Consider the following 219-nt stretch of genomic DNA (forward strand, 5'->3'; position numbering starts at 1 on the left):
TAATGCGGCCATCGGGGTAGCGAAGAATCGCATCCCGCGGCACCGCCAGCCCCTGTTGTCCTGCGCCCAGACGCAGGGTGACCTGCGTAGACATACCGGGCAACAACGCGGTTATCACCTCATCCGACACCACCCTGACCAGGAATGTGCGCACGGTCGGATCTGTCACCGGCACCGCAGCAATCACCGAGCCACGATAGCGAGTCGACTTGTCGGCTC

General features: G+C 63.0%; 1 protein-coding gene. It reads right to left on the bottom strand.

Annotated features, from left to right (window positions below; genetic code table 11):
• Positions 1–219, bottom strand: a 219-nt coding sequence (locus A3709_RS23975; RefSeq protein ID WP_197484253.1) for a hypothetical protein, incomplete at both ends; no start/stop codon positions are given.

It is taken from the genome of Halioglobus sp. HI00S01 (genome assembly GCF_001635445.1).
Taxonomy (GTDB): Bacteria; Pseudomonadota; Gammaproteobacteria; order Pseudomonadales; family Halieaceae; genus Halioglobus; species Halioglobus japonicus.